Here is a 23,806-nt window from a genome sequence, read left to right on the forward strand (position 1 = left end):
ACTCTTAAAGTTAAAGAGTATAAGAATCGTGTCCTAACAAAGTTAGCAACTCCAGTATTTTATTGTATTTTGTTTTGATGTTATTTGATAACTTTACTTCCCGATACAGAAAGTTTCTCTTTACTGTTTGTGGGTGTTTATAATCTTTTAGTATCCTTTTAGTAATTTATCTCCAAAGTTTCATCGGTATCTATAACTGTTTGGGTAATATATTCAACAAACCTATCCTTTATTTCTTTATTTAAATCACGCATATTTTTAAATTTCGAAACTTCTATCTTACTAACTAAATTATCGTGAGTATCATTCGGAAATTCTAAATTAAATTTCGTTTCAAATTTATTCATTATTTCCCCTAATCTATATCTAACAAATTTATCTTTATCATTATTAAACAATAAACTAAAATGTACTTTATAATTGAATCTTGAACGTAATTCTGGAGAAATAACCTTTTTAAAATTCTCTTTAGAGATATTTGAAGTAAAAATAATTGTGTAACCATTCAAATCAATTTCTTCCCCTTGAGAATTTGTCATTTTACCATTCTCAAGAACTTCCAAAAAATAATTGAATACAGCCGTATCTCCTTTTTCAAATTCATCAATTAGAATTAATCCAACATCAGATTCTTTCACTTTCTCAAATAATTCTCCTGTTTCACTTCCTATATATCCTCGAGGACTTCCAATTAAAGAGTTTAAAGCATCTTTACTACTATAATTTCCAAAATTAATCTTAGCAAGTTTGTTTTTACCTTTTAGGCATTTTTGGAGTACTCTTGCTATTTCGGTTTTACCAACTCCAGAATCTCCCAATACAAACAATGATAAAATTTTATGCTCACCTAAAGCATTGAATATATTGAACACATTCACTAATTTAAAAAAATCATCTTTAAATTTTTGATGTCCATATAATCTACCATTGAATTCATTCCAAAAGTTTTTTAAATCATCTCCTTTTAGATCAATAATTCTTTTCTTTACAAAGGATTTACTAACCCCGTTATTTGGTTTATTATCTTTCGGTAGTTCAATTTCTAATTCTTCAAATTCATCGATACAATATCTTAATTCATATGTTAAAACCTCTTCATATTTTAAATCCGCAATAAATATTGTTTCATCTGAAAAAAATGGTAATAGTTGTTCAAGTTGAAACGAAAGATTATCATTTTTAAAAGCAAATGTTAAAGAAGATACATCTATAATCTCACTTTGATAATCAAAATGTTCTAATATATCGTTAGAATTCAAATATTTAGTTATACTATTTATAATATAACCTTTATTAGTCATCATACTTTTATAAGTAGAAAATTCTTCTTTATGAAAAAATATAAGTTTCTTACCCATTATTTCACTTCTTGAGGAATATTAACATTTTGAACTATAGCTAACAAATCAATATAATGATAATCTTTTTCATCATCATTGGAAACAAACGGATAAAAATTCTGATTTACATTTGATTCAGTATATTGACTTTCCTGAATTTCATCATCAGTTGAATTAGTTGTATTCAGATTTTGTAAACTTCCAAGTTCCTGAAAAAATTGGAATGAATTTCTCAAAGTGTTGATTTTGATTTTACCTTTATACAATCCTACTAATGAAACTTTTCCTATAAATAAATCATCTACACTATATGAACTTTCAAATTCACTTTCAAAAGATAACGGTATTTTTACTAAAATCTCCTCAATACTATTTTTAATTTTACCTTTCATTTTATATGCATAATCCTTAAGCATAGAATTAAATAAATTGTTTATATCAAATCCTTCTGCTCCAGGTATAGCCATACCTTTAAAACCTCCATTAGAAAATAATTTTACCGTTCTCAATTCTGCATCATTTTCCAATGATAGATTAACATCATCCACGATTACCAATTCTCCCTCATCAGTGTTTTCAAAATCATTTATACTTTTACTCTTTTCGATTATCTCATTTAATATTATTGATTTTGTCGTTTTAATTTCAAATGTTTCTAAAACTTTTCTTGAATCAGAATTATTTGATTTTATACCTCCTTCAATCTCTCCACTAAATAATGTTAGAAATTTGGCTCCTAACTTAGTTTTAAGTTCTTTTTCATTACCTTTTTCAATTTGATTTTCAATTTCTCCTCCAATTGAGATTATGTTACTCAACATCATTTTTATCTCATAAACCTTTGCGAAATTGATATAATAGATGTTAAAGATTTTATTTAATTGGTTATTCATTATTATTAATTTTATATTCTTACAAATTTAACAAAAAAAAGTCCTCTTAACATAGAGGACTTATCAACAATCATCACAGAATCAATTGATTCTACAATTTTATTTTTCTTAAATGATTACAAACTCATATTTATATTAAAATTTGATTTTTGAAGATGTTCTACATTTAGAACAACTTAATTCTAATCCATCTTTTCAATGTAATTGAAATAAAATATTCCAGCAGTGGCTGTTCCTGTTGTTCCTGCTCCTCCTTCTATATAAGAGAATTTGATCTTTCTTCCTTCTACCAATAATTCTTTTAGTTTTTTGTAGTCCTTAAAACTTAAATCATATCTTCCTTTCCACCCCTCTTTAATTTTACCCCTGCTATTATACAAATTATCTGGTTCTAAACTAACAACAATATCTGTATTTTCAAAAGAATCCATATCACTATATAAATTATCAAATTCTTTAGAAGTTTTTGTTATGTGAATTTTATAATCATTATATCCATCTTCTGTAATTATCTTTTTTACTACACCATATAAAAAATAATATTTCTTAAATACATCTGAAGACATACCACCATCTTCATAGTAATTTTTATCTATCAACTTATTATAAGTATATTTTTGAAATTCAGTTAATTGATTCTGCTTATTAGAAGTTTTTCCATTTTCTGATTTCGATTCGATAGTGTTATTTTCTTCTGCTGTGGTTTCATTCTCTATTATTTTTCTAAATGTACAACCCGCATAATTTAATGTATTATCATCTATTATAGTAATTCCAGCTCCTGCGTTATTATTAAAATTGTTAGTATTGAGATAAATTATTCCATTATCTATTTCATAATCTACTCTTTGTTCAACACCCATTACATTGAAATAACATTTACCATCTCTGAACTCGAATCTTCCAATTATAGAACACCCCATCTCTCTTCCCATTTGAAAAATATTTCCTTTGTTCTCTTTGTTTGGTTCATATTCGTAAATTCCATCTAATGAGTTACTCTGTTTACACGAAAAAATTGTTAGTAGTGTGAAAAATAAAAATATTCTTATCATAGTTTAATACTTAAAATTAACATTCTCATTATTAATAACTACGACTAAAGCTTGTAATAATCTCATTTTCATATCTTTAATTTTTAGTGTATTCCAAATAATGTTCATCTGTTCCATTTCCATCTTCATCCCAACTATAGTTCAATTTTGGGGTAGTGAATTCTACATTATTCAAAATTTCTGTTTGTGGTCCATCTGTATTATCTACAAAATTTAATGTTATTTTGTGGTTAGAAGAATTATAAGTGTATTTACCATTATCCTCACCCTCCAAAATACAATTACCATTACTAAAATTATAATCTTTTCGTTCAAAGGTTCCATTAGTATTAAATTGAATGTATCCCTGTTTATCACAAGATGTTAGTGTTTGATTTACATTGTTAAGTTTCCAAACAGTTAAACTCCATTTGTTAAATAAATTGGGTTGTGTTTCAGTTGTAGTTTCATCATCGTTACTACTACTGCAGGAGAATATTATCAAAAAAGATAATGTGGTGATGATAGATTTTTTCGTTTTCATAGTTCAATTATTTAAGTTTCAATTTTATAATTTATCTCTCAACAATCCTTACGGAAAACCGTATTCTATGGTATAAAAACAAAAAAACAGGCTTGAGACGTTAATCTCTACCTGTCTTTGAGGGAGTCGAAGCCCTTATCCACAAAGTAAAGCAACGCTCAAGCCATAGACTTGAACATTTGCTAAACTTTTTCCTGTGGATATTAAATTTTCGACTTTTTCAAAGACAGAAAACAGTTCGCTAATGTTGAGTATTTTAAATTTTATTTATTCGATATTTTTCTTTTTAAATTATAATGTAAAGATATTATTTCATACGATAAACTCCAACTTTCAATGAGTGATTATTCCGTTTTGTAAATTAATTCTAAAGTTGTTTTCACTCCTAAGTTGAACATTTCTTTTTCTTTTTTGGTATTCAATCGATTCAGGGAAGTATTATAATTTTTAAAAAATGCAGAATCCAATTGTGAAGAATATTTTTCTAAAAAAGATATTTCTAATGAATCTCTAACTTCTTTTTTTTCAATTTTCACTTTAATATCTCTTAACATCTTTGGTCTCCATTTTCCAAACTCACCATTTTTATTGGAATAAGAATTCTCTAATATCAATTGAATTTCATATCCATTAAAATCTTCATCCTCAAAATTAATGATACAATAATCGATAACCATTTGTTTGTTCAACCCAGAACCAAAACAATTTTTTCCTAATAAATAGATATAGTTATTTCTGTTCTCTTTTATAAAATCTGATACTTTATTTGTAAAATCTATTGTGTACTCCATTTCCCTTATAAATTGAGTTTCAAAAATCTCTATTGATTCTTCTTCTGAAAAATTTTCCTCCGAATTTTCAAATTCAAAAATTTCAGAATTTTCATTGTGATAAATATCGGGATCGTAGGAGTAAAAACACAACCGATTAACATCACAAGTTGAATCGAATTTAACATTTAACTCTGATTCAAGATGTTTCATCAATTTTTTGTAGAGTTCTGTGTGTTTTCCTGAATCTTTGTTATCCGTTACCACAATAATTTTCATCCCGTTTCCTGATGGAGATCGAAACACTGTTCTAACTAATGGATTCTGTTTTAACTTATTAAAAATCTTCTGAAATTCCTCTTCACTTTTAATGTTATCAATATCAAAAATCATCCAACCGTGATAACTCAGTAAGTTTTCTTTACCTCTACCAACGTTTGAAAACCTACCTGCAATGATAAACGCAGGTAGTTCCATTTTAAGTTTGTTTGAAACATCTGATTTTCCATTGTTTAGAATTTCCGTTCTAATTTTTTCAATCTTACCTTTGATTCTGAAACCACTTCTGATTTTTTCGATGATTTCTTTTTCAGAAATCTCTACACTACTTTTAGTCAAAGAATTTTTATATTCGTTAAACATTAAATTTTCCATTTCTTAGAAATTTTAAAGTTCAACGTTGAGGCTTTCTCTCTGGATTTCTCCAAACTGCTTCTTGTTTTTGATAACAGATATTCATCCAAATCTGAGATTTCAAAGTATAGTTTGCCCTCATTTGGTCGGTATGATGGAAACACCCCCTTTCCAGCTTTTCTTCTTACAGTTATAACACTTAATCCTAAATAAAAGGCTGCTTCTTTTGTGGTTAGCATTCTTCTTTCAAAAAGGAATTTAACCTCTTCTCTTTGTAAAAAATTAATTTTCTTTGACATAATTATAATGAATTTTATTTATGCCAAAGAAAAATTAGTTTAAGTCGGGGTTAAATCTCTTTAAGTGGTGTGTTTCGGGGTTAAATTATAACTGACAATCAATTATTTATAAAAAACTTTGAAAATTTCATTAATTTTTTCAGTTGATTTTCTGTGATTTTTTTCAAATCTGGTTAGATAATCGGAAAATGAATCTTCAATTTTGTTAGAAAGTGTGTTATCGGGGAAATCGAAATACCATTTTAGTAGTTCTTTTATTTCTACTTTATACGTTACAAAATCGGGCTCTACAACTTCGTTTATCAAACTAAGTAATGATTGCCAATCATATCTTTTGTATGTTGTAGATGAACGATTATTTTCCAACTTCCAAATTATCCTACTCTTTACCTTTGTAGTTGGTTGTTCAGAAAAAATATCTTTGAAATTATCAAATGAAATATTTTCTATAATATTTTTTTCAATCAGTTCACTTCTTAGCTTATCTAAATTTTCTGTTGTAAAAAAATGTGTTTTCCTAAATGTACATCCTTTCAACACAGGATTTCCTTTACCTCCTTTCTCTTCTGATTTCATTTTTACTTCTGAAATAAAATCTTCATTCTTTAATTTTTGGTTTAGGAATTTTTCATATTCTAAGTAACCCAACATAGGTGATAATAAGTAAGCTAATACAATAATCTTATTAGTAGTAAGATAACCATCATACAAATCTGTAAGTAGATTCTGATTCAGACGAAAACCATCCACAAATTTTTGCGTGAAAAATTGTTCGTTGGAAATTAAATCATTGATTCGATTTTTTGTTTGGTTCAATTCTGTGTTGATTAATTTTTTTCTCAACTGACCATTATCCAACAAATTTGTTTTAAGAGTTTCAAAAGTGAAATATTTTATTTTGGAGTTTACTGTATTTTCATTAAACCATTTTAGTAGACAGTTAAAGTATAAATTATCTTCTACATCATTAATTGGTTCAATTGAAAATGGTATCCTGAATTTTTTATTTTTAACTTTTTTTATATAGGATAAATCAGTATTTATTAATCCTAAATCCTCATCAATCCAAAATTGTAGTTTTTCTTCATATGATTTAATATCACAAAATTTTTCTTCTAATGATATTATTTCTTTCCTACTATAATGAGGAAGAACATTCCTAACTTCTTTCAATCTTTCTTTAATTTCTGAGAAATTAATTTTATCGTTGTTCTCATTAAGAATATCTCTCTTTTGGTATTCTTTATAAGATAACTCTTCGAAATAAGAATTTTGGGAATGTTCTCCAATCATATCATTCATAGATAAAGTTTTATCTACAAATATAAATCAGGAATTTTAGATACAGCATCTATCTTCTTTTTATCAATCACTTTCGTATAGATTTCTGTTGTTTTCACATGTCGGTGTCCTAATAATTTACTAACTGTGTAAATATCGGTACCCATAGTTAATTGCAAGGTAGCAAAAGTATGTCGTGAACTGTGGTAAGTGATGTGTTTATCGATTCCTGCTTCCTTTACCCATTTATGTAATTTTTTATTGTGGTAGGCACTATAAGTTAAAGTTTCAAACAATGGAACATCATCATCTTTTTTCTCTCCAAGAAGTTTTACAGCCTGCTCATTTATCGGTAGATTTTCAACTCCCTTTGTTTTCTGTTGTGTATATTTTAAAATCCAACCATTTTCAGAATCATAAAATAAATCTTTCCATTTCAAATTCTCAACATCACAAAACCTTACGCCCGTTAAACAACTGAAAATAAAAGCATCTTTCATTATTGGTACTTCACATTCAGTTTTCACTAATTTTTTTAACTCATCCAAAGTGAGATATTCTCTATTGGTTTCTTTCTCCTTTATTGTTTTTACTCTCACAACAGGATTCTCAGAAATCATTTTATTTCTATGAGCCTCTTTCAATGCGGTTCTTACTTTATTAAAGTATGATAACGCCGTATTTTGTGATAATCTACCTCCCTTATTAGATATTTTTTCTTTCAAAAGATATTCCTTAAAATTCTCCAAGAATGTTTCATCTATTTTGGAAATCTGAACATCTATTCCTTTACAAAAAATAGTTAGATGTTTCAACGTACTATACCAATTTCCGTGAGTTCCCTTTGAATCATATTTCTTTTCAACCAATTCATTAAAATAATTCAGAAATCCAATCTTACCACTTGAACTACTTACAAATCCGTGTTTCCTCGAATTAAATTCTAATACTTTTTCAGCTTTTATAGATTCTGCAAGTTGTAATGTTTCTTTGTTGTGATCTTTCTCTATAATCGTTTTTGGTTTATCATAGATATAAAGTTTCAAAAACTCATAACTTCTTTTTTGAGTTGAACTATCGTGGAACATCAAAAACAAACTATTCATTTTCACACGTCCTTTTTCAATACTTTTTTTACTAAGTTTCCCCTCTCTGACTTTTAAATAAACTTTCATTTTTCTTAGGTTTTGTTACTAATTGTGGTGTAACATTCCCCCTAACTCACTTCGGAGACAACAGTAAACGTGTGGTATTAACCTAATTACATTGTTTCAAAATTTCTCAGTTTACTTTCTCTATGAGAAACTAACCCACTCCTACAGTGGTTGAATCGTATCACTTTGTATTGATTCATTACCTAATATTTCAAAAAAAAATCCAAACATTTCTGTTTGGATTCTCTTTACCTCATTAAAAACTTCGACTCCCTCAATTGTAAAGTGGTGCAAAGTCCTTCCTTTTATTTTGAAAAAACAACTACTGTTTTTAAAAAAGTTCTACATCTTAAATTTTTCATCATAATAAATTCAGCGATTGTGATATTAAAATCATTCTAATATCGATTTCCGTTTGTTCTATAATATCATTTGATACTATCATCAACGTAAAAATTTGAAAATCAACTACAAAATATCAAACCTCACAGCAGAAATCTCCTCTTCGGTTTGAAATTTCCTCCTTAATTTTCGTTCCTCTTTTGATATTTTCTGATTTTTCGTTTGATTTACTTTATTTCTCCTCTTAATTTACTACCGTTTTAACTGATTTTACTCTACTACTAAATATCTTACTACTTTTCTTTACTACTACTACTTAAAATATCCTCTTTATAAATATCCTCTTATATTATATATAATATATATACTTATATAATATATTCATATTCAATGGTATATAAATATAGAATCATCAACAAAATTTAACAAAATGGAAATAAGAAACAACTTCTATTCAGAAAACAACACTCAAAACACCATTATCGTTTTTAAAGAAGTTACAACAATTTTAATTCTTAAATCTGTATTGTTCCATTGAAAATTGTTTAAAACCGATTTTTGGATTTAATACAACGGAAATTTTGAATGTTTGATGATTAATCTCAACGGAAATTATTTAATTCTGATTTCAAAAGAAAATGTTTCTTACCAACACGGATTGTTTTTAAATCTCCGTTTTTAATCAGTTTTCTGATTGTAGATTCAGAGATATTCATCAACAAACAAACTTCTTTTATAGTAAGATATGTTTTCTTCTGAACATCTTCAATAGAAACCACTTTAAGTTGTTTGAGTTTTATCTCCGTTTGAAATTCTTCTTTTGATTTTTGGAGTTTCTCCTCCTTTACTTTTTTCTTATAATCCTTTTGATTACATCTGTGACTACAATACTTTGTAGAGAATGTTTTAGCGATGAATTTCTCTTTGCAGAAGATACAAATCTTCTCAATCCTAATGTTACTGCTCATTTGATACTTTCCGATTTTCTGTATGTTAATAATCTCTCTCAGTATTTAGCGGTATTTGCGTGTATCTACGATTATTTACCGTTTAAATTTCCCTTAGAGTATCCTAAAATTCATTTTTTTAGAGATTAAAAACAACGGAGTATCACAATTAGTGGTATAAAAGATGTCAACAAATGTCAGAAAATGTCACTTACCACTTTCTGTTTTTCCTTTATTAATGCAGGTTGTATAGTTGTATTATAGTGCTTGGAAATCAGCGATTACTTCCCGATACAAAACTTAGAAAAAATATTTCCCAAAACTTCATCATTACTAAATTCACCTGAAATTTCACCAAGATATTCCAAAGCATTCCGAAGTTCATAAGCCAGCAATTCAGTGGTAATTTGTAAGCTTACTGCTTCATCTACTTGTTTAACTGAATTAAGAGACTTTTGTAAAGCTTCGTAATGACGTTGGTTGGTAATCACTACATTCCCCTCTTCGGATTTTAAATGTTCTACATAAGATGATAATTCGTTTTTCAAATCCTGAATATTTTGATTCTCAACAGCCGAAATTTTTATAAAATCAAAATCAGTGGAGATTTCGTTTCTGAATATCTGCTCTAACTTTTCATATTGAGTTGGAATAACCTCATCAATTTTTGTAGCACAAATAATCAGTTTCAAATCTTCTCTTAATAGAGATTTTATCATTTCAATGTCTTCAGAAAAGTCTTCAGTTCCCGCATCTGCCAGGTAAACTAAAATCTCAGCGTTTTGCACTTTTTCCTTAGCTTTTTTTACTCCAATCGCTTCAATTTCATCAGATGTTTCTCGTAAACCAGCTGTGTCTATTAATCGGAAAGCATGACCTTTGATATGAAGGATTTCTTCAATTATATCTCGCGTTGTTCCTGCGATATTGCTCACAATCGCTCTTTCTTCTTTCAAAAGTGCGTTCAAGAGTGTAGATTTTCCAGCATTTGGTTTTCCGATGATAGCCACCGCAGTTCCATTTTTAATGGCATTCCCGTATTGGAAGCTTTCAATTAATGAATTTAGTTTTTCTTCAATTTTATACAGCAAAGACTTAAGTGCAGTTCTATCAGCAAACTCAACATCCTCTTCTGCAAAATCAAGTTCCAACTCAATTAAAGATGTGAAATTCAACAAATCATTTCTTAAGAATGAAATCTCATTAGAAATACCTCCTTTTAATTGATTCAAGGCTACTTTTCTGGAAGCTTCATTTTCAGATGCAATTAGGTCGGCGATGGATTCAGCTTGTGACAGATCGATTCTGCCATTCATAAACGCACGCATCGTAAACTCTCCCGCTTTTGCCATTCTCGCACCATTATTAATCAGAGCTTCAAGAATTTTTTTACCGATGTAAGGTGAACCGTGGAAAGAGATTTCTACGGAATTCTCAGTTGTAAATGTCTTGGGAGCATGGAAAACAGACACCATAACTTCATCAATCGTCTCATTTTCATCTTTGATAAAACCATAATGAACTGTGTGAGATTCAACTTTCTCCAGATTTTTCCCTTCAAAAATTCTATTGACGATCTCGAAAGATCCATTTCCGGAAACTCTGATAATTCCAATTGCTCCGATCCCGTTAGCTGTTGCCAGTGCACAAATAGTATCCTGATTCATTTTGCAAAAATAATGTTTGAGAAGATTTAATTGATTTTATTTGTTGATTTTTTTCTGTTTTCCAGGATTTGGGGCAAATTTGTTTTTGCCCAGTCTGTGATATTGGAGATCAGGGGATAAAAATCTTCGCCCAATTCCGTTAATCTATATTCGACTTTTGGCGGAACAACAGGATAGATCTTTCTTGTAATGAGTCCATCGGCTTCCAAAGATTTAAGAGTTTGGGTCAACATTTTTTGAGAAATATCACCAATGAGTTTGTTGATTTCATTAAATCTTAAAACTTCATTTTCTTTCAATAACAACAGAATCAAAATTGACCATTTTTCTCCTATCCTATCCAAAACTAATCTTATCGGACAGTTTCCGTTATTAAAATATTTACTTTTTTCAATTTTTAATTCACTCATTTTCAGCAATAGTTACTTTTAAGTTCGTTAATTTCTACCAAGTCTGTTCTTGTTTGGAAATTACAAAGATAATACTCTTGCTCTCCAAAAGAGAGTAACTTTCTAATATACACTAAAATGAATAGCATATTAATTATCTTAGCGCACCCAAATTACAGTGCTTCTATTGCAAACAGAGCGTTATTACAAAATATTTCCAATGAAGAAAATATTACGATCCATAACATCTACGAAGCTTATCCGGACGGTAAAATTGACATTGTGAAAGAACAGGATCTAATCTCAAAACATTCCAGAGTGATTTTCCAGTTCCCTACTTATTGGTTCAATATACCTGGATTTTTGAAAACATGGATTGATGAAGTTTTCACTTTTGGCTGGGCATATGGACCAGATGGAAATGCATTGGTAGAAAAAGAATTTGGAATTGCGACCACGACAGGCGGTGTCAAAGAATCGTATTTGCCAAATGGGGAAAAAGGATTTACTGTGGAAGAATACCTCACTCCGATCAGCGGTTCTATAAATATACTGGAGCAAAATATATTGGTCACATAAGCTTAAATGACATACACAATCTTAAAGAAGAAGACATAAAAGCTACTCAGGAACTTTACAAAAATTTGATTTTCAATTAAAGATCAAATAATTATAATAAATAAACCCGTTGGATTTACAAACGGGTTTATTTTATTTTTTAGACATAATTTAAAGGGTCAATAACTCCAAAAGCTCCATTGTATACCATTATACACAGCCAACGTTTTGATTCCCCCATTGTTCACCAATGCCATAGTTCCTGGCGCTGGGTTTATTATGTTTTGATACGAAGGGACTATTGGTAATACCATAGCCTTGTTTGTAGATTCCAGAACCAGTACGCCATCAGTTGATGAAGTATTATCACCAATGATAACCTTTGCAGTAGAATTTTCTTTTGCAGGAGGCTGAATCGTCAAATAAGAAGAAACATCTGCAGATTGCACACTTAGATCCACCCAAGTAGTACCAGTGTAATATTTTACTTTTGCATCCGTAGGTATAGATGCATCCAAAATAATACTTCCAGCAGCCGTTATTGCAGACTTATCCGTAACATATGGAAGAATAAGTCCTCTGTTCCCTGTATTTGGAAATTCCATTAGTACAGAAGTTTTATCAGATGCTGTTCCTGCGCTATTTCCAAAGATCACTTGTGAAGATACCTTACTTATAGCAAGCACAAACAATAATACCACCAAATTCTTTTTCATTTTAAGGACAAGTTTTTCTATTATAACATTTCCAACCGATCGTTGAATTCACATAAATTTTCAGACAATTCTCTGTCGTATCATATACCATCATCCCTTCTACTGGATTTGTAATATTGGCTAGTCCCGCCGTCGATACTCTTGTTGGGACAAAAGGTTTTTTATTAGACTCCAAAGCCAGATAACCTCCCTTTCTTACCATTGGCCAATTATCACTTTCAGAACCTGCTCTTCCCAGCGTTGTTATCCCGGTTTGTGTGCTCAAAGCGGTTCCATTTGTTACGGCACTTTCCAAGCAATAAAGCGACATCGAGTTGGTACTGTAAGCAGAGAATGCAACATCACTATCACCCGACAAGACCTGTATAAATTTTACTGCACTTGTATAATTGGTAGATGTAATTCCGAAGTCGCTCAATTTAAAAGTCAAAACCCTTACATCTCTTGTTGTATTAGAAAATCCATTTGGAGTATAATACATATGAGGACAGGAACCTGCGGAGTAAAAATTCCAAAGTGCTAATCCAGAAGGTGTGACAGAGGAAAAATTGACCTGCTTTTCTACACCGATCGTTTTTCCATTTAGATCCGTGAATTTAAAAATATCATAGGTGGAACTCGGCGCTCCTACCTGTGTAACAATAATATCCGGTATATCGTCATTGATACAGTTAGGATTGATATCAGCCAAAACATTGACATAAAATGCCAATTCTTGTTTTGGAATATTAAAAACAGCTGTACCCAAATTCAGTCCGTGCTCACCATCTCTCAAATAATAACCCAAAGGGACATCACAGCTAAGAGAAGGCGCAACCGCCTGAGTCTGCTCTACTCCATTGATGTACCTCGGTGTCCCAACAAGAAAATTGGCTGCAGTACTGGAAACAGAAAACGAAGTTGGAAATGCTCTGTAATTTTCAAATACAGGGCTTATACCATGAGAAGTAAGTGCTACATCGTTAACACCGGTTGCATAAGTTACATTATTTACAGTTAAGCCGATCAGATTATTATTATCTCTGGAGGTAACATACCCTGTGTTCGCCTGAGAAACCCAATAACCATTGTAATCACCATAAATTGCGGAAGGCCTTACCTGACCAAATAATAAACAACAAGTGAAAAAAGCGAGACAATCATAAACATTTGCATTAAAAATCCTATTCATTTGAGAAATATTTTATAAATCTATTTCATCATTGTGTGTATTGGCCTGCAAATATATAAAAAAAACATCAATCAAACACCGATTAAACACATTCTAATTCACTAAAATATAATTATGTTTTAAATCATTAAAAAAATAATCAATTATTAATGAATTAAATTAAAAAATCATTATAGATGATTTTTGACATTGAAAAGCAATTACGAATAGTAATCATTATATTTGCACGAAATTTTTAAGACAATGAATGCATTTATCGAAGAGCTAAAATGGCGCGGACTTTTTTCTGACATGACGCCGGGAACGGAAGATCAACTGAATAAAGAAATGACAAAAGCTTACATCGGGTTTGACCCAACAGCAGATTCTTTGCATATCGGAAGCCTTATCCAGATCAAGATCCTGGCTCATTTTCAACAGCACGGCCATCAGCCGATAGCACTGGTTGGTGGAGCGACAGGAATGATCGGCGACCCTTCCGGCAAATCTGCTGAACGTAATCTTTTGAGCGAGGAAACTCTACTCTATTACGTCGATTGTCTGAAAAATCAATTATCCAGATTCTTAAAATTTGATGGTAATGGAGACAACAAAGCAATTCTTGTCAACAATTACGACTGGATGAAGAATTTTACTTTCCTTGACTTTGCAAAAAACATCGGAAAGCACATCACTGTTAATTATATGATGGCAAAAGATTCGGTGAAAAAACGTTTCTCAGGAGATTCTGGTGTAGACGGAATGAGCTTTACAGAGTTCACTTACCAACTTTTACAAGGTTACGATTACCTTCATCTTTATCAGAATGAAGGCGTTAAACTTCAAATGGGAGGTTCTGACCAATGGGGAAACATCACGACCGGAACAGAATTGATCAGAAGAAAAGCACAAGGAGAAGCATACGCTTTAACCGTTCCTTTGATAACAAAGGCAGATGGCTCCAAATTCGGAAAATCTGAAAGTGGTGAGAATTATTGGCTGGATGCTAAGAAAACTTCACCTTACAAATTCTACCAATTCTGGTTGAATGCAACCGATTCTGATGCAGAAAGATTTATCAAGTTCTATACGTTCCTTCCAAAAGAAGAAATCGAAGCTTTGATTGATGAGCACAACGGTAATCCGGGAGAAAGAAAACTTCAGAAAAAATTAGCCGAAGAAGTAACAGTTTGGGTACACGGAGAAAAAGAATACGAAAAGGCTTTGACTGCAACTAAGATACTTTTTGGGAGATCTACTGCGGAAGATTTTGCCAATCTGGACGAAGATACTTTCTTGGAAATTTTTGATGGTGTTCCGCAAACTGAAATTTCAAAAACCGAAGTATTAGGACAAAACATTGTTGATCTTCTTTCTAATTCGGGTTTTTTAAATTCGAAAAGCGAGGCCACAAGAGAATTAAAAGGAAATGCGATCTCAGTAAACAAAACTAAAGTTGATGACCAATACTCTGCATCAGAAAATAATTTGATTGATGGAAAGTTTCTCCTTCTTCAAAAAGGAAAGAAAAACTATTTTATTGTAAAAGCTATTTAAACCTACTCTTAAATAAATTATAAAAAAATACCGTTGAGCTCTCAACGGTATTTTTTTTAAAATATAATCTCGATTAGATTTTTATCAAACCTAATTCAATCAGTCTTTCTCGTAAAAATTCTCCAGCTGTTGCATCAGGATATAATTTCGGGTTATTTTCATCGACACAATTTTCAAGTGCATTAAGAGGCATGTTGCTCACCGGATGCATAAAGAATGGAATCGAATATCTCGAAGTTCCCCACAATTCTCTTGGCGGATTGACCACTCTGTGAATCGTCGATTTCAATTTATTGTTCGTGTGTCTTGACAACATATCGCCAACGTTAATCATCAACTCATCCGGTTCTGCAATTGCATCAATCCATTCACCTTTGTGGTTCTGAACCTGAAGTCCTTTTCCTTGTGAACCCATCAAAAGTGTGATTAAGTTGATATCTCCGTGAGCAGCAGCTCTTACCGCATCATTCGGTTCTTCAGTAATTGGCGGATAATAAATTGGTCTTAGGATAGAATTTCCTTCCGCAATTTTATCATCAAAATAAAACTCATCCAGATCAAGATACAAAGCCAAAGCTCTTAAGACATATTTCCCAGTCTTTTCAAGCATCTGATAGGTTTCCTTACCAACTTCATTGAACTTTGGAAGTTCGTCAACGATTACGTTGTCAGGATATTCGTTTTTGTATTTTGAGTCATCCGAAACGTACTGTCCGAAATGCCAAAATTCTTTCAAATCTCCTTTTTTAAAGCCTTTTGCGGTTTCTTTACCAAAACCAACATAACCTCTTTGTCCTCCGATTCCGGGAATCTCGTACTTTAGTTTGGTTTCTGTTGGAAGTTGAAAGAAGTTTTTGACTTCTCCATAAAGATTGTCTACGAGTTGGTCATCCAGGAAATGTCCTTTCAGGGCTACAAAACCAATTTCTTCGTAAGCTTTTCCGATTTCATTTACAAATTTCTGTTTGCGTTCCGGGTTGTCCGAAAGGAAATCACGCAGGTCTACACTAGGTATTTTATCCATTTTAGAAATTTTTCGTGGTGCTAAAATACGCTTTTTATAGCAACACAAAACTTATAGATAAAAACTATTCAAAATTCTGATTTCCGTTAATTATCTTTGCAAAATGGATTTACAATACCTCGTAAGAGAACCTCAAAATATCACATCAGAAACGCCCGTTTTGTTTTTGCTTCACGGTTATGGAAGTAATGAAGAAGACCTTTTCAGTTTTGTTCCAACTTTACCGGAAGATTGGTTGGTTATCAGTTTCCGAGCACCTAATAATTCCAATTATGGAGGCTACGCTTGGTTTGATATTGATTTCAATAATGCTGAAAACTTTGTGGACGAAAATGAAGCTAATGAAGCGGTAAAATTGGTTTTGGAAAACATTATGACCGTTACCAACAGATATGGATTGACGGATAACAAGACGCACCTTTGCGGTTTCAGCCAAGGCGCGATGATTGCTTATTCTTTAGCGCTACAATATCCAGATTTGTTCTCGAAAATAGCTTGTCTAAGTTCTTATCCGGAAGAAAAACTTTTAAAAAATATTGTGAAAGAAAAAAAGAAATTAGAAAATCTACGTTTCTTTATTTCTCACGGGACAGACGACGCTGTGATTCCTTTGGAATGGGGACGAAAAGCAGCTGACCTTTTATATGATTTGAGCGCTTATTTTTCTTTCAGAGAGTATATGTCAGGACACGGCGTGAATCAGAAAAACTATCTTGACTTGATGGAATTTTTCAAGAAATAAAATAAAAATCCCAAACAAAATTAATGTTCGGGATTTCTTATATTGAATTTTAAAGTTGAATTATTCTAAACTCTAATTTCTAATATTTAAGAATTCATCAAGTCTTCAATCTCTTCCGCAGTAATCGGAATATTCGCCATCATATTAAATGGTTTTCCGGACGACTGAATCACATAATCATCTTCAATTCTAATTCCAAAACCTTCTGCCGGAATATAAAAACCAGGTTCGTTGGTGAACACCATATTCTCTACAAAATCATCGGTTAAGATTCCGTAATCGTGCGTATCCAATCCCATATGATGAGACGTTCCGTGCATCATAAATTTCTTGTAAGCCGGCCATTTTGGGTCTTCGTTTTGGACATCAGCTTTATCAATTAATCCTAACTGAAGCAATTCGGAAGTATAAACTTCGCCCATTTCTTTATGGAATCTATACCAGTTATTCCCCGCCACCAATCGGTCTTCAGCCTCAATTTTACATCTCAAAACTGAGTTGTAAATTTCCTTTTGTCTTTCAGAATATTTCCCGCTTACTGGAATTGTTCTGGTCAAATCGCTGGAGTAATTTGCATATTCTGCACCAACATCCAAAAGAATCAAATCGCCTTCTTTACACTGCATATTATTCGCGATGTAATGAAGAACATTTGCATTATTTCCACTTGCAATAATCGGCGTGTAGGCAAAACCTTTGCTTCTGTTTCTTACAAATTCGTGAATTAACTCCGCTTCGATTTCGTATTCCCAAACGTTTGGCTTGATGAAGTTCAACAATCTTCTGATTCCTTTTTCAGTAATATTACAAGCATTCTGAATCAAGGCTAATTCTTCCGGTTCTTTGATGCTTCTCAAACGCTGAAGAATCGGATTGCTCCTTTTATAATTGTGCATCGGAAAATCCGACTGTATTTTTTTGATGAAACGGTCTTCTCTCAGTTCCGTTTCTACAGCATTTCTGTAATGCTCGTTCTTATTCAGATAAACATTTTCTGCTTCGTACATTAGATTTTTGAAGACTTTATCAAAATCACTCAACCAATAAACCGTTTTGATTCCGGAAGTTTCAAAAGCTTGATTTTTATCTAATTTTTCACCTTCCCAAACCGCAATATGGTCGTTGGTTTCTCTTAAAAATAATATCTCACGATTTTCTTCCAAAAAAGCATCAGGAAAAATCACCAAAATACTTTCTTCCTGGTCTACTCCACTCAAATAAAAAATATCGCGATGTTGCTGAAAAGGCATCGTAGAATCTGCACTGATGGGATAAATATCGTTGGAGTTGAAAACGGCTAAAGATTTTGGTAACAATTGTTCTGCAAACTTCTTTCTGTTTTTCACAAAAAGAGAACTTGGAATCTGTTCGTATTTTGTTGTCATTATAAAATGGATTTTTATTACAATTTCTTATCAAAATAAGAAATCAATTAAAGTGACCCAAATTTACAAAACATAGTTTATGCAAAGGAGAAACTAATCTTTAATTTTTTCATAAAATCAAAAATTAACATAAGATAATTCTTAATTATCTCTATATTTGGGATGCAAATGACCTTTGAATGAAGACCAGACATTATATACTACTTGTTTTTTCACTTTTTATCCTTAGTATTCTAAGCTATAAAATCAGCAGACATAAAGACAAAAAAAAAGATGTTCAGCTTCCCAATATTTCTGCTAATTACAATCTCCATCAAGACATTACATATAAAAAAACATCAGAGAACAAAGATCTGAAACTGGATATCTACCAACCTAAGAATATCAACAAAAAATCACCTGTCGTAATATATATTCATGGTGGAGCTTGGGTAAGAAGTGATAAAAATATCATCAGACAGAATTTCAGACAATATGTACTTTCCGATTTGGTTGCGAATAATTACACCGTAATCAGTATCAATTTTACATCTTTAGATAAAAAAACACATCTGGAAAAACCACTACAGGACTGCCAAGACGTTCTTAATTGGATCAAGGAAAATGCGGAAACCTACCAATTAGATTTAAACAATGTTGGGATCTGGGGCGCTTCTTCCGGTGCTCATCTAGGTTTGCTCACATCGTACAGACAAGACCAAAATACGTCTCTAAATCTAAAATATTTTGTTAATTTTTATGGACTAACTAATCTGAACGAATTATTCAAAACCGACGCAAATCCGGCAGCATTGGAAATTTTCAAACTGTACTCTCGCGATAAATACAGACTTCGACATGCAAAAATACAAGAATTAACGGGCTACAATATAGATAAATATAAGAAAAAAGCCATCCAAGCGTGTAGTATTTACTCTCCTTTGAACTATGTGACAAGGCAGACAATACCAACATTGATCTTTCATGGGACCGGAGATGATATTGTAGATATCTCGCAATCGCAATTGTTGGTAAATGCATTGGAGAAAAACAAAGTTTATCACCAATATTTTGTTTTGGATAATGCGAAACATACTTTCAGTAATATCAATTTGAATCAAGCTAAAGATGTTGCAAAAAAAACTTTGGAATTCATAAAGTCACAGACAAAATATGTGGACTAAATGCTTTAATTTTTTTCTCTTCAGAAAATCTATATTTTTATTTTCAGTTTTAATGACTGTAGTTTTGAATGCTCAGATTACTTTTAAAATCGTAGAACTTCCTAAGAAAACAACTCAAAATCCGAAGTTCTATTTGGCTTCTAACCTTAACAATTGGAATCCGAATGATAGTCAATTCGAGTTCAAAAAAGATTCGGAAGATTCATTTATATTAATAATTCCTAATCCTTCTCAGAAAATAGAATACAAAATAACGCAAGGCAATTGGGAAACCGCGGAGGATTCTCCAAACAGAATTTTTGAAATTTCTAATTCATCAAAAACCATCGAGTTAAAGATCCAAAACTGGACACAACCAAAAGAGAAAAAACATACCGCAACTTCTAATGTCAAAATATTAAGTGAGAATTTTAAAATTCCTCAACTTAATACCACAAGAAAAATCTGGATATACCTTCCACCCGATTATGAGAAATCCAATAAAAGATATCCTGTGATTTATATGCACGATGGGCAGAATCTTTTTGATGAATTCACGAGTTTTTCCGGAGAATGGGATGTTGACGAAACCTTGAACCAAATCTTTTCAGAAACAGGACAGTCTGCCATCGTTATCGGAATTGATAATGGCGGAGAAACCCGACTGGCAGAATATTCGCCTTGGAATAATGAAAAATACAAGACCAAAGGCGAAGGCGATTTGTATATAGAATTTCTTACAAAAACTTTGAAACCTTATATCGATAAAACTTACAGGACTCAGAAACAAGCTTCTAAAACTTTGATCATTGGCAGTTCGATGGGCGGTTTGATTTCGCTTTATGCTTCAGTGAAATATCCGGCTGTTTTTGGAAAAGCCGGAATCTTCAGTCCTGCATTTTGGTTTGTTTCTATGGATTTGAAAACTTATCTCAATAAAAATCAGAGCAATCTCAAAAATTCAAAATTCTATTTTGTAGCCGGAAAAAATGAAGATGAAACGATGGTTCCGGAAATAGAAGCTGTAAATGAGTCATTATTAAAGAAATCCGTTCCGGAAAAAAATATCGTTATGAAAATAGATGAGGACGGAACGCATTCTGAAAATTATTGGAAACGGGAATTGAAGCAAGCTTTGATTTGGCTCTTAAATTAGAAAATCCAAACAAAAACACTAAATTTGCAAACTTATGGAAAGCAACAGACAAAGAAAAGTAGCGCAAATTATTCAGGAAGACATGGCAGAGATCTTCCGCAAACAAGCATCAGAAAGCAAACAAAGTTTTTTGGTATCGGTTTCTGATGTGAAAGTAACTGCCGATCTAAGTATCGCAAAAATATATTTGAGTATTTTCCCTGCAGAACTTAGAAAACCGATCATGAAGGAAATCAACACCAACAATGCTTTTTACCGAAATTACATAGGACAAAAAATGGCAAAACAGGTGCGTATCATTCCTCAGTTGGCATTCTACATAGACACAAGCCTGGACGATGTGGAACGTATAGAAAGGGAACTGAAGGGTGAAGGCGACAATCCAATTCTATAATTCTCCACACTATTGAAAATTGCTTTTTACATAGCATCCCGATATCTGATCTCTAAAAAAGGAAGTACAGCAGTAACCTTCATTACTTGGCTGGCGGCTTTTGCAATGGTAGCTGCTGTGGCAGCAATGTTTATCATAGTTTCAGTTTTCTCTGGTCTGGAAGAACTGAATAAGGATATGATTGCCAACTTACATGCTGACCTTACAATAAAAAGCAAGACAGGAAAAATCCTGCCTGACATTAATAAAATTCAAAACTCATTAAAGAAAAATTCAGAAATTGTCCATTTTTCCAAACTTATAGAGGAAAAGGTTTATCTGAGTTACAAAAACAATGGAGAGATTGCCTATCTGAGAGGTGTTGACTCTGCTTACACAAGCGTGAATCCCATCCATGAAAGTATCTATTACGGAAAATACCCCGATTTCAAATACAGCAATGAAGTGATCATGGAAAATAGTCTGGACAACAGACTTTCCCTTCCCGTAAACTCAAGTCAGGATTTTGCAACGATATTAATGCCCAAACCTGGGAAAGGCATCATACAGCAGGAAAACGACATCTTCAACAAAAAAGATATCTTCGTGAGCGGAATTTTTCCAGGAAACGACCAATTGGACAATTACATAATTGCTCCTATAGAACTGTCACAGCAACTTCTAGGACTTCCAAGATCAGCTTGCTACCAGATCGCGATTAAACTGAAAAATCCGAATAATGCTGAGAGTGTTAAAACTAATCTATCAAAAGAATTAGGGGACAAAGTCATCATCAATACAAAATCTGAGGAAAATGCGGCATTTTGGAAAATGATCAACACAGAAAAACTGATGATCTATCTGATTTTCAGTTTGGTTATTTTCATCACAACTTTTAATTTGGCCGGAGCTATAACGATTTTGCAATTAGATAAAAAAGAGCAGGCCAAATCATTGATCGCATTAGGCTTTAATAAACCCAACCTTCGGATGATCTATTTCTTCACAGGACTTTTAATCGTTTTTTTCGGGATCATTGCCGGGCTTGTGATAGGTTCTACTCTTTCTATAATGCAAATTTACACAGGCTTTTTCCGTGCAAGCGAAACCTTGCCTTTCCCTATCAAGATAGAACTGATCAATTACATCATCGTTTCCGGAGTTGCATTATTTTTTGGCTTATCTATATCCTGGATCTTTTCAAAGGTCAACAAAAGATATCTTCAGCATTAATCTATCTTCAATAACACATAAATAAAAGAGAACCAAATATTGATTAGTTCTCTTTTGTATTATTGAATGAATTCATTCAATACGACTTTCAGGTTAAAATAAATTTAAGTGGAAAAATATTTAACATAGATTTATGTCAACTTAAATTTTACTTAAAAAGCACTGATTATTAACGTTTTAAAATAATTATAAATTAATTTTGCGGTCCTAATTGATTTGAAATGAAAAATAAGATCTTTCTACTATTCTTTGCTATTGCAAATATTGCGAATGCTCAGGCACCAACTAATTACTACAGTTCAGCAAATGGGCTGACTGGCTATGCATTAAAATCCAAACTTGCAGAAATCATAACTGCCGGAGCAAAAGATATGGGCTATGGAAGTGGAACTGGTGGATTGTGGTTGGGATACAAGACTACCGATATCGATAAATATTACGAAAATGACGGAACCATCATCGATATGTATTCTGAAAATCCGGCAGCCAATACTCCGGGCGTAAGCAATGATCCTTATGAATTCAAGTGGGGGCAAGTCTCTGTCGGGGGAAATCAATGTGGTAACTACTCAGGAGAAGGCAGCTGCTACAACAGGGAACACTCTTTGCCAAAAACATACTTCGGAGGAATAGATGCAGTGCCAATGTCGCATGACATACATTTCGTTGTTCCGACAGATGGTTATACCAACTCAAAAAGAGGAGATTATCCTTATGGCGAAGTTTCTACAGCAACATGGACATCCAAAAACGGCACAAAAGTAGGTCCAAGCAAAGTTCCCGGTTACAGCGGTTCTGTTTTCGAGCCCATCAACGAGTTCAAAGGTGATTTTGCGAGAATGGCTTTATACTTCGTAACCAGATATGAAGATAAACTAACGTCTTTTAGTCAATACCAAACAGCATCCAGCCCTTTGGACGGTTCTAAAAACAGAGGCTTACAATTGTGGTATCTGAACCTGATGTTGAAATGGAGTGAACAAGACCCTGTTTCCCAAAAAGAAATTGATAGAAACAATGCAGCTTATGCATTCCAAGGAAACAGAAATCCTTTCATCGATCATCCTGAATGGATAACAGAAATTTGGGGTTCTTCTCCTCTTGCTGTGGATGACGCCTCTTTTTCCAAAAATCTTACAATTGTCCCCAATCCTGTTAAAGGTAATATTATTAATATAAATGGAGACAAAGATTTAAAGAAATTCACAAAAGCATTCATCTATAACATGGTTGGACAAAATGTCCAAACCATCAACAATCCTTTTCAGAATGGGAATACGATCATACTGAATAATTTAACAAAAGGAGTTTATATTTTAAAAACCGGAGAATTAAACACCAAATTTATAGTTGACTAATTTTTATCACAAAAATTATTAAAAAGACAGATAATATTTCTGCCTTTTTAACTTTGACAACAATATTGCTCTTTTTTTAAATTATTAACAGATAAATATTAGAAATTTAATATTTAAGA

The 23,806-nt window shown here is 32.0% G+C and carries 23 protein-coding genes; 8 read left to right on the forward strand and 15 right to left on the reverse strand.

The annotated features are described in order from the left end of the window. Positions 1–158: 158 nt before the first annotated feature. The 11 genes from RTX21_RS11330 to RTX21_RS11380 all read right to left on the reverse strand — a co-directional run bounded on the left by RTX21_RS11330 (position 159) and on the right by RTX21_RS11380 (position 11,314). Positions 159–1,358 carry an AAA family ATPase gene (locus RTX21_RS11330; protein WP_312767740.1) on the reverse strand — a complete coding sequence of 400 codons (1,200 nt, stop codon included), beginning with the start codon at positions 1,356–1,358 and terminating at the stop codon, positions 159–161. Beyond that, positions 1,358–2,233: a hypothetical protein gene (locus RTX21_RS11335; RefSeq protein WP_312767742.1), complete on the reverse strand. Its 876-nt coding sequence runs from the start codon at positions 2,231–2,233 to the stop codon at positions 1,358–1,360. The genes RTX21_RS11330 and RTX21_RS11335 overlap by 1 nt, the downstream gene beginning before the upstream one ends. A 182-nt stretch (positions 2,234–2,415) precedes the next feature. Further along, positions 2,416–3,288, reverse strand: coding sequence for a hypothetical protein (locus RTX21_RS11340; protein WP_312767745.1), 873 nt, complete (start codon positions 3,286–3,288; stop codon positions 2,416–2,418). 76 nt (positions 3,289–3,364) lie between these two features. Next, positions 3,365–3,811: a lipocalin family protein gene (locus tag RTX21_RS11345; RefSeq protein ID WP_312767748.1), complete on the reverse strand. Its 447-nt coding sequence runs from the start codon at positions 3,809–3,811 to the stop codon at positions 3,365–3,367. 344 nt (positions 3,812–4,155) lie between these two features. Next, positions 4,156–5,235, reverse strand: coding sequence for a BT4734/BF3469 family protein (locus RTX21_RS11350; RefSeq protein WP_312767751.1), 1,080 nt, complete (start codon positions 5,233–5,235; stop codon positions 4,156–4,158). Next, entirely contained in the window at positions 5,223–5,513 is a 291-nt protein-coding gene (locus tag RTX21_RS11355; RefSeq protein ID WP_312767753.1) for a helix-turn-helix domain-containing protein, read from the reverse strand. The genes RTX21_RS11350 and RTX21_RS11355 overlap by 13 nt, the downstream gene beginning before the upstream one ends. Before the next feature lie 102 nt (positions 5,514–5,615). Further along, positions 5,616–6,815, reverse strand: coding sequence for a hypothetical protein (locus RTX21_RS11360; protein ID WP_312767755.1), 1,200 nt, complete (start codon positions 6,813–6,815; stop codon positions 5,616–5,618). Positions 6,816–6,829: 14 nt separating this feature from the next. Then, positions 6,830–7,969 carry a site-specific integrase gene (locus RTX21_RS11365; RefSeq protein WP_312767758.1) on the reverse strand — a complete coding sequence of 380 codons (1,140 nt, stop codon included), beginning with the start codon at positions 7,967–7,969 and terminating at the stop codon, positions 6,830–6,832. A 923-nt stretch (positions 7,970–8,892) separates the two neighbouring features. Further along, positions 8,893–9,258 carry a helix-turn-helix domain-containing protein gene (locus RTX21_RS11370; RefSeq protein WP_312767760.1) on the reverse strand — a complete coding sequence of 122 codons (366 nt, stop codon included), beginning with the start codon at positions 9,256–9,258 and terminating at the stop codon, positions 8,893–8,895. A 260-nt stretch (positions 9,259–9,518) separates the two neighbouring features. Then, on the reverse strand, positions 9,519–10,904 hold the full coding sequence (gene mnmE / locus RTX21_RS11375; RefSeq protein WP_312767763.1) for a tRNA uridine-5-carboxymethylaminomethyl(34) synthesis GTPase MnmE: 1,386 nt from the start codon (positions 10,902–10,904) through the stop codon (positions 9,519–9,521). 26 nt (positions 10,905–10,930) lie between these two features. Further along, positions 10,931–11,314: a helix-turn-helix domain-containing protein gene (locus RTX21_RS11380; protein WP_312767765.1), complete on the reverse strand. Its 384-nt coding sequence runs from the start codon at positions 11,312–11,314 to the stop codon at positions 10,931–10,933. Positions 11,315–11,431: 117 nt separating this feature from the next. Here RTX21_RS11380 and RTX21_RS11385 point away from each other — a divergent pair, with 117 nt between their 5' ends. Next, complete coding sequence (locus RTX21_RS11385) at positions 11,432–11,872, forward strand: NAD(P)H-dependent oxidoreductase (RefSeq protein ID WP_312767767.1); 441 nt, start codon at positions 11,432–11,434, stop codon at positions 11,870–11,872. A 158-nt stretch (positions 11,873–12,030) separates the two neighbouring features. On the opposite strand, the gene RTX21_RS11390 is transcribed toward RTX21_RS11385, so the two are convergent. Together RTX21_RS11390 and RTX21_RS11395 are read right to left on the reverse strand one after the other, a co-directional pair. Continuing rightward, positions 12,031–12,567, reverse strand: a complete 537-nt coding sequence (locus tag RTX21_RS11390) for a hypothetical protein (protein WP_312767769.1) — start codon at positions 12,565–12,567, stop codon at positions 12,031–12,033. Between the two features lies 1 nt (position 12,568). Continuing rightward, positions 12,569–13,738 (reverse strand): hypothetical protein, encoded by a 1,170-nt coding sequence (locus tag RTX21_RS11395; RefSeq protein ID WP_312767770.1) that lies wholly within the window; start codon positions 13,736–13,738, stop codon positions 12,569–12,571. A 243-nt stretch (positions 13,739–13,981) separates the two neighbouring features. Between RTX21_RS11395 and tyrS the strand changes: the two genes are divergently transcribed. Continuing rightward, on the forward strand, positions 13,982–15,274 hold the full coding sequence (tyrS, locus tag RTX21_RS11400) for a tyrosine--tRNA ligase (protein ID WP_312767771.1): 1,293 nt from the start codon (positions 13,982–13,984) through the stop codon (positions 15,272–15,274). 73 nt (positions 15,275–15,347) lie between these two features. Here the strand turns inward: tyrS and RTX21_RS11405 are convergent, their stop codons facing one another. Beyond that, the gene (locus tag RTX21_RS11405; RefSeq protein ID WP_312767772.1) at positions 15,348–16,298 is read right to left on the reverse strand and encodes a 2-oxoglutarate and iron-dependent oxygenase domain-containing protein; all 951 of its coding nucleotides are present in this window, start codon (positions 16,296–16,298) and stop codon (positions 15,348–15,350) included. 103 nt (positions 16,299–16,401) lie between these two features. Here RTX21_RS11405 and RTX21_RS11410 point away from each other — a divergent pair, with 103 nt between their 5' ends. Further along, a complete protein-coding gene (locus RTX21_RS11410; protein ID WP_312767773.1) occupies positions 16,402–17,040 on the forward strand; it encodes an alpha/beta hydrolase-fold protein in 639 nt (212 codons plus the stop codon). A gap of 86 nt (positions 17,041–17,126) precedes the next feature. Here the strand turns inward: RTX21_RS11410 and RTX21_RS11415 are convergent, their stop codons facing one another. Further along, positions 17,127–18,425, reverse strand: a complete 1,299-nt coding sequence (locus tag RTX21_RS11415; RefSeq protein ID WP_312767774.1) for a Xaa-Pro aminopeptidase — start codon at positions 18,423–18,425, stop codon at positions 17,127–17,129. 179 nt (positions 18,426–18,604) lie between these two features. Between RTX21_RS11415 and RTX21_RS11420 the strand changes: the two genes are divergently transcribed. The 5 genes from RTX21_RS11420 to RTX21_RS11440 all read left to right on the forward strand — a co-directional run bounded on the left by RTX21_RS11420 (position 18,605) and on the right by RTX21_RS11440 (position 23,687). Continuing rightward, positions 18,605–19,588 carry an alpha/beta hydrolase gene (locus RTX21_RS11420; protein WP_312767776.1) on the forward strand — a complete coding sequence of 328 codons (984 nt, stop codon included), beginning with the start codon at positions 18,605–18,607 and terminating at the stop codon, positions 19,586–19,588. 52 nt (positions 19,589–19,640) lie between these two features. Next, positions 19,641–20,723, forward strand: coding sequence for an alpha/beta hydrolase-fold protein (locus tag RTX21_RS11425; RefSeq protein WP_312767780.1), 1,083 nt, complete (start codon positions 19,641–19,643; stop codon positions 20,721–20,723). A gap of 34 nt (positions 20,724–20,757) precedes the next feature. Then, the gene (gene rbfA / locus RTX21_RS11430; protein WP_089872644.1) at positions 20,758–21,117 is read left to right on the forward strand and encodes a 30S ribosome-binding factor RbfA; all 360 of its coding nucleotides are present in this window, start codon (positions 20,758–20,760) and stop codon (positions 21,115–21,117) included. A 12-nt stretch (positions 21,118–21,129) separates the two neighbouring features. Next, on the forward strand, positions 21,130–22,329 hold the full coding sequence (locus tag RTX21_RS11435; protein WP_312767786.1) for an ABC transporter permease: 1,200 nt from the start codon (positions 21,130–21,132) through the stop codon (positions 22,327–22,329). A gap of 221 nt (positions 22,330–22,550) precedes the next feature. Beyond that, entirely contained in the window at positions 22,551–23,687 is a 1,137-nt protein-coding gene (locus tag RTX21_RS11440; RefSeq protein WP_312767787.1) for an endonuclease, read from the forward strand. Positions 23,688–23,806 lie beyond the last annotated feature (119 nt).

The organism is Epilithonimonas sp. (genome assembly GCF_032054305.1).
Taxonomy (GTDB): Bacteria; Bacteroidota; Bacteroidia; order Flavobacteriales; family Weeksellaceae; genus Epilithonimonas.

Bases quoted from the DNA above. Each gene is read 5' to 3' on its own strand.
- RTX21_RS11365 (WP_312767758.1), bottom strand. From the start codon at position 7,969: ATGAAAGTTTATTTAAAAGTCAGAGAGGGGAAACTTAGTAAAAAAAGT.
- RTX21_RS11440 (WP_312767787.1), top strand. From the start codon at position 22,551: ATGAAAAATAAGATCTTTCTACTATTCTTTGCTATTGCAAATATTGCG.
- RTX21_RS11385 (WP_312767767.1), top strand. From the start codon at position 11,432: ATGAATAGCATATTAATTATCTTAGCGCACCCAAATTACAGTGCTTCT.
- RTX21_RS11360 (WP_312767755.1), bottom strand. From the start codon at position 6,815: ATGAATGATATGATTGGAGAACATTCCCAAAATTCTTATTTCGAAGAG.
- RTX21_RS11410 (WP_312767773.1), top strand. From the start codon at position 16,402: ATGGATTTACAATACCTCGTAAGAGAACCTCAAAATATCACATCAGAA.
- RTX21_RS11335 (WP_312767742.1), bottom strand. From the start codon at position 2,233: ATGAATAACCAATTAAATAAAATCTTTAACATCTATTATATCAATTTC.
- RTX21_RS11355 (WP_312767753.1), bottom strand. From the start codon at position 5,513: ATGTCAAAGAAAATTAATTTTTTACAAAGAGAAGAGGTTAAATTCCTT.
- RTX21_RS11340 (WP_312767745.1), bottom strand. From the start codon at position 3,288: ATGATAAGAATATTTTTATTTTTCACACTACTAACAATTTTTTCGTGT.
- RTX21_RS11345 (WP_312767748.1), bottom strand. From the start codon at position 3,811: ATGAAAACGAAAAAATCTATCATCACCACATTATCTTTTTTGATAATA.
- RTX21_RS11390 (WP_312767769.1), bottom strand. From the start codon at position 12,567: ATGAAAAAGAATTTGGTGGTATTATTGTTTGTGCTTGCTATAAGTAAG.
- RTX21_RS11380 (WP_312767765.1), bottom strand. From the start codon at position 11,314: ATGAGTGAATTAAAAATTGAAAAAAGTAAATATTTTAATAACGGAAAC.
- RTX21_RS11395 (WP_312767770.1), bottom strand. From the start codon at position 13,738: ATGAATAGGATTTTTAATGCAAATGTTTATGATTGTCTCGCTTTTTTC.
- RTX21_RS11420 (WP_312767776.1), top strand. From the start codon at position 18,605: ATGAAGACCAGACATTATATACTACTTGTTTTTTCACTTTTTATCCTT.
- tyrS (WP_312767771.1), top strand. From the start codon at position 13,982: ATGAATGCATTTATCGAAGAGCTAAAATGGCGCGGACTTTTTTCTGAC.
- RTX21_RS11330 (WP_312767740.1), bottom strand. From the start codon at position 1,358: ATGGGTAAGAAACTTATATTTTTTCATAAAGAAGAATTTTCTACTTAT.
- RTX21_RS11350 (WP_312767751.1), bottom strand. From the start codon at position 5,235: ATGGAAAATTTAATGTTTAACGAATATAAAAATTCTTTGACTAAAAGT.
- RTX21_RS11415 (WP_312767774.1), bottom strand. From the start codon at position 18,425: ATGACAACAAAATACGAACAGATTCCAAGTTCTCTTTTTGTGAAAAAC.
- rbfA (WP_089872644.1), top strand. From the start codon at position 20,758: ATGGAAAGCAACAGACAAAGAAAAGTAGCGCAAATTATTCAGGAAGAC.
- RTX21_RS11405 (WP_312767772.1), bottom strand. From the start codon at position 16,298: ATGGATAAAATACCTAGTGTAGACCTGCGTGATTTCCTTTCGGACAAC.
- RTX21_RS11425 (WP_312767780.1), top strand. From the start codon at position 19,641: ATGACTGTAGTTTTGAATGCTCAGATTACTTTTAAAATCGTAGAACTT.
- RTX21_RS11370 (WP_312767760.1), bottom strand. From the start codon at position 9,258: ATGAGCAGTAACATTAGGATTGAGAAGATTTGTATCTTCTGCAAAGAG.
- mnmE (WP_312767763.1), bottom strand. From the start codon at position 10,904: ATGAATCAGGATACTATTTGTGCACTGGCAACAGCTAACGGGATCGGA.